The organism is Hymenobacter coccineus, assembly GCF_001816125.1.
GTDB classification, from domain to species: Bacteria; Bacteroidota; Bacteroidia; order Cytophagales; family Hymenobacteraceae; genus Hymenobacter; species Hymenobacter coccineus.
The window spans coordinates 1-5079 of record NZ_MDZA01000169.1 but is presented as its reverse complement, the minus strand read 5'-3'; the positions used below and the strand labels follow the sequence as shown (position 1 = coordinate 5079).

Below are 5079 nucleotides of genomic sequence, written 5' to 3'. Positions count from 1 at the left end.
CTTCCAGCGGGTGCGCTACGTCGGGCTGTGGCCGGGCATCGACGCGGCGGTGTACGAGCGCGGCCAGACCTTGGAGTACGACTTTACGCTGGCCCCCGGGCGCCGACGCGGCCCGGGTGGCCCTGCGCTACGAGGGCCCCCCAGGCCGTGGCCCTGGACGCAGCCACCGGCGAGGTGCGCAACTACTTCCACGGCTCGGACTCTCGCCACTGGGCGCGCGACGTGGGCGGCTTCCAGCGGGTGCGCTACGTCGGGCTGTGGCCGGGCATCGACGCGGCGGTGTACGAGCGCGGCCAGACCTTGGAGTACGACTTTACGCTGGCCCCCGGCGCCGACGCGGCCCGGGTGGCCCTGCGCTACGAGGGCCCCCAGGCCGTGGCCCTGGACGCAGCCACCGGCGACCTGACCATTACCACGGCCGTGGGCCGCGTGACGGAGCGGGCCCCGCAGGCCTGGCAAACCGACGCCCGGGGCCAGCGCCAGCCCGTGGCCTGCCGCTACGCGCTGGCCGGCGGCACGGTGCGCTTCGCGCTGGGGCCCTACGACCACGCGCGGGCCCTCGTCATTGACCCGACGGTGGTTTTTTCGTCGTTCACGGGGGCCATCGACGACAACTGGGGCTTCACGGCCACCTACGACGCGGCGGGCAACCTGTACTCGGGCGGCATTGCCTTCGGGCCCGGCTACCCGGCCAGCCCGGGGGCCTTCCGCACCACGTTTAGCGGGGTGTGCGACGTGGCCATCATCAAGTACAACACCCAGGTGAGCGGCGCGGCCTCCCGGGTGTGGGCCACGTTTTTGGGCGGCAACAGCACCGAGTACCCGCACAGCTTGGTCACCAACGCGGCGGGCGAGCTGGTGGTGATGGGCAGCACGTCCTCCCCCGATTTCCCGACCACGGCCGGGGCCCTAAGCCGCCGCTTCGGCGGGGGCGCGTTCCTCGACCCGCTGGGCGACGGCATTGCCCCTTACGTGATGCCCAACGGGTCCGACCTGTTCGTGGCCCGCCTCAGCGCCAACGGCAACGCACTGCTGGCCAGCACCTACCTGGGCGGCAGCGCCAACGACGGGGTGCAGTCCACCAACTTCAATACCTCGGCCAACCAGCGCCTGACGGCCAACTACGGCGAGGCGTTCCGGGGCGACGTGCTGCTCGACGGGTCGGGCAACGTGTTCGTGGCGTCCAACACCAGCTCGGCCAACTTCCCCGGCCTCAGCGCGGGCTTCAACGGCGCCTACCGGGGCGGGGCCAGCGACGGCGTGGTGTGCAAGCTGCCGCCCGACCTAAGCGTTGTGGCCTGGGCTGGCCTACTGGGCGGCTCCGGGGCCGACGCCGCCTACTCGGTGCAGCGCGACGACCAGGGCCGGGTGTTCGTGAGCGGCGGCACCACCAGCCCCAACTTCCCGGCCACCGCCGGGGCCTACCTGGCCGCCCCCCAGGGCGGCGTGGACGGCTTCGCGGCCCGCATCAGCGCCGACGGGCGCACCCTGGAGCGCGCCACCTACGTGGGCACCAGCGGCTACGACCAGGCCCAGTTTGTGCAGCTCGACGCGGCGGGCAACGCCTACCTGCTGGGCCAAACGCTGGGCGGAAATTTCCGCGTCACGCCCGGCCTGTACACCAACCCCAACGGCGGCGAGTTCATCCAGAAGCTGAACCCCGACCTCACGGCCAGCATCTACGCCACCGTGTTTGGCAACGCCAACGGCGTTATGGTGCCCACGGCTTTTCTGGTCGATGACTGCGAGCGGATCTACGTGAGCGGCTGGGGCGGCCTGGTGAACCAGCAGGGCGGCCAGTTTCTGGGGGGCACCACCAGCGGCCTGCCCGTGACGGCCGACGCGGTGCAGCGCACCACCGACGGCTCCGATTTTTACCTGGCCGAGTTCCTGCCCGGCCTCAAGGGGCTGGAGTACGCCACGTTTTTTGGCGAGCTGGGCGGCCGCAGCGGCGAGCACGTGGACGGCGGCACGTCGCGCTTCGATAAGCGCGGCATTGTGTACCAGGCCGTGTGCGGCGGCTGCAGCGGCTCGTCGGGTTTCCCGGTGCCGCCGGGGGCCAACTCCTACACCAACCGCAACGGCAGCGTCAACTGCAACAATGCGGCCTTCAAAATGGACTTCCAGGCGGTAACGGCCAGCGCCGGGCCGCGCCGGGCCCTGTGCGCCAGCGCCGCCCCCGTGGACCTGCCCGGCTCGCCCGCCGGCGGCGTGTGGAGTGGCCCCGGCGTGCAGCGCACCGCCACCGGGGGCTACCAGTTCGTGCCCAGCGCGGCGGGCCCCGGCGCATTCCTCATCACCTACACCGTGGCCACCAGCGGCTCGTGCGTGGCCACGCTGCGGGTGCGCTACCAGGTGGCGCCGGCCACCGCGCCGGACTTTGCCCCGGTGGGGCCCCGGTGCGTGAGCAGCCCGGCCGTGGCGCTGGTAGGGGCCCCAGCGGGCGGCACCTTCAGCGGGCCGGGCGTGACGGGCAACTCGTTTTCGCCCCAGGCGGCGGGCGCGGGCACCCACACCCTCACCTACACCGTGGCCGACTCGCTGGCCTGCGGCGCGGCCACCCAGCAGGTAGTGGTGACCAGCCCCGTGCAGGCCCTGACCAGCCCCGACACCACGCTCTGCGCCGACCAGCTGCGGCCGTTTCAGCTGCGCAGTAGCCCGGCCGGCGGCACTTGGAGCGGCCCGGGCGTGAGCCCCGGCGGCCTCTTCACGCCGCCCAACACCCAGAACCGGGGCGGCACCTTCGCGTTGACTTACACCGTGACGCAGGACGTGTGCCAAACCACGGCCACCCGCCGCGTCATCCTGGCCCCTACCAGCCTCAGCGACGTGCCCCTGAATCTGCCCGTGTGCGCCGCCGCGCCCCAGTACGCCGGCCTCGCGCCCTTCGACTGCGTGATGACGCCATCGCTACCCGGCGGCAGCTACAGCTGGGATTTTGGCGATGGCAGCCCCACCAGCACCGAAGCCTCGCCCACGCACCGCTACGTGCAGGCCGGCACCTACCGCATCCGGCTCACGGCGCGCTACGCGGGCTGCGAGGTCATCACGCAGTTTGCGCCGCTGGAGGTAGGCGACGTGTTCGTGCCCAACGTCATCACCGCCAACGACGACCAGCTGAACGCCACCTTCCAGCCGCGCTTCACTTGCCAGCCGGCCAGCCTAAAGGTGTTTTCGCGCTGGGGCCAGGAGGTGTACGCCACCGCCGACTACCACAACAACTGGGACGCCGCTGGCCTGCCCGCCGGCCTCTACTACTACCTGCTGCGCGACGCCGACAACCGCGAGGTGAAAGGCTGGGTGCAAGTGATAAAATAGGGCCCCCAGCGGGCCGTGCGTTACTTGCTAATTCTTTCACAACCAACCCCCCTCTGCCCCATGCGCCCCACTGCCATCCGAACCCTCGACCCCCAAGCTGGCCCCAGCGTATCAGTCGTGGGCGACACGTACCGCGTGCTGGCTTCCGGCGAGCAAACCGGCGGCGATTACGCCATCATCGACATGCTGGTGCCGCCGCAGGGCGGGCCGGGGCCCCACGCGCACGCTGGCATCCGGGAGGCGTTTTACGTGGTGGCGGGCGAGGTGGTGGTGCGCTCCGAAACCCAGACCTACACGGCCCGGGCGGGCGCGTTCGTGGATATTACCACGGGCGGGGCCGTGCACAGCTTCAAGAACGAGTCGGACGCCGTGGCCCATTTGCTGTGCGTGGTGGTGCCCGCCGGCCTGGATCAATTCTTCGAGGAAATTGGCCAGCCCGTGGCGGCGGGCGCCTTCCTGCCGCCCACGCCCCCCGCCCCGGCAGAGCTGGCGCGGCTGCAAGCCATTGCCCAGCGCTACGGCCAGGAGTTGTTCCCACCCGATTACCTCGATAAAAAACCCTAGCTACCCCAGTGGCTGGGGGCCCTATCGGCTTGCTCTACCTGCTCGCGGGAGGTCGGATTCGCAGGGGTTTTTCTAGGCTTTAAATTGATAAATTGGTCATGCTGAGCGCAGCCGAAGCATCTCTACCGCAGCAGTAAACCTAATTACTTGCGCGGGAGAGATGCTTCGGCTGCGCTCAGCATGACCGTTTTTATTAACAGAGGCCGCCCTTCAGCGCTACCCCTCCCTACCCTACCTCCACGGCTAGGCCGCGGAGGGTACTTTTTTTCTTGGATTTACGCGTGCGGTTCAGCCACAAGATGGTGCCGGTGACGGGGAAGGTGGCCCCTAGCAGCACGATGACGAAGGCCAACACCTTGGTGGGCCAGCCGAAAATAGCGCCCGTGTGAATGGACTTGAACAAGCCCCGGATGCGCTGGCCCAGCGGCTGCTGGGCGTAGGTGGTTTGGCGCAGCACCTGGCCCGAGTACCGGTCGAAGTACACGTCGTCGGTGGCGCGCTCGGTGGGGGCCCCGGGGCGCAGAATGCCGACCTGGAGGCTACCGGTGGGCTCCTTGGGCAGCTGCATGTTGTAGCTCTCAGCGGCCGGGGCTTGCTGGCGCGCCGCGGCCAGGGCGGCGTCGGCCCCGAAGGTTTGGCCCGCGGCAGCCGGCACGGTGGAGGTGGGTGGCTCGGGGCGCTGCTGGGGCGAGTGCGTGACGGTGTTAATGGTTTTGCCCACCCAATCGAACGACATGCCCACGCCCGTGATGGCCATGATGAACAGAAACAGCGAGGTGTAAAAGCCCAGCACGATGTGGAAATCGTGGTTGAGGCGCTTCCAGCTGCTGCCCCACTTCACCGTGAGGCGCGCGGTGAGGGCCTTGCGCGCGGCCGGCCACCACAGCACGATGCCCGTGCCCAGGATGAAGAGGAAAATGATGCCGTTGATGCCCATCACGAGCTTGCCCACCCGGCCCGCCACCAGCCCCCGGTGCAGCTGCTCCACGAAGTGAAAGAACGAATCCTGGGTCTTCACTTCGCCCACAATGGCCCCGGTATAGGGGTTCAGGAAGAGGCGCGGGCCGTTGTCGCGGCCCTTGCCCCCGCGGCCGCTGGGGCCCCCGGGCCCCGTGGGGGCCCACTTTTGGGGCCCGGGGCTTCGGCGGGGTTGCGGCCCTCGGCCCTGCCCTTCGCCTTGCCCTTGCGCGGCCGCGG

At 69.8% G+C, this 5079-nt stretch carries 3 protein-coding genes and 1 pseudogene; 3 read left to right on the top strand and 1 reads right to left on the bottom strand.

Going from position 1 to position 5079, the window contains the following annotated elements:
* Positions 1-10 precede the first annotated feature (10 nt).
* From BEN49_RS31295 to BEN49_RS11265, 3 genes and pseudogenes are all read left to right on the top strand, one after another.
* Positions 11-91, top strand: a pseudogene (locus BEN49_RS31295) (hypothetical protein); the annotation flags it as partial.
* Between the two features lie 56 nt (positions 92-147).
* Positions 148-3318, top strand: coding sequence for a DUF7948 domain-containing protein (locus tag BEN49_RS11270; RefSeq protein WP_070743401.1), 3171 nt, complete (start codon positions 148-150; stop codon positions 3316-3318).
* 60 nt (positions 3319-3378) lie between these two features.
* The gene (locus BEN49_RS11265) at positions 3379-3882 is read left to right on the top strand and encodes a cupin domain-containing protein (protein ID WP_070743398.1); all 504 of its coding nucleotides are present in this window, start codon (positions 3379-3381) and stop codon (positions 3880-3882) included.
* A 226-nt stretch (positions 3883-4108) separates the two neighbouring features.
* On the opposite strand, the gene BEN49_RS11260 is transcribed toward BEN49_RS11265, so the two are convergent.
* A partial coding sequence (locus tag BEN49_RS11260; RefSeq protein ID WP_070743395.1) for a PepSY-associated TM helix domain-containing protein occupies positions 4109-5079 on the bottom strand: 971 nt, incomplete at its 5' end.

Excerpts from the sequence above, each read along its gene's own strand:
- BEN49_RS11265 (WP_070743398.1), top strand. The coding sequence starts at position 3,379 with ATGCGCCCCACTGCCATCCGAACCCTCGACCCCCAAGCTGGCCCCAGC.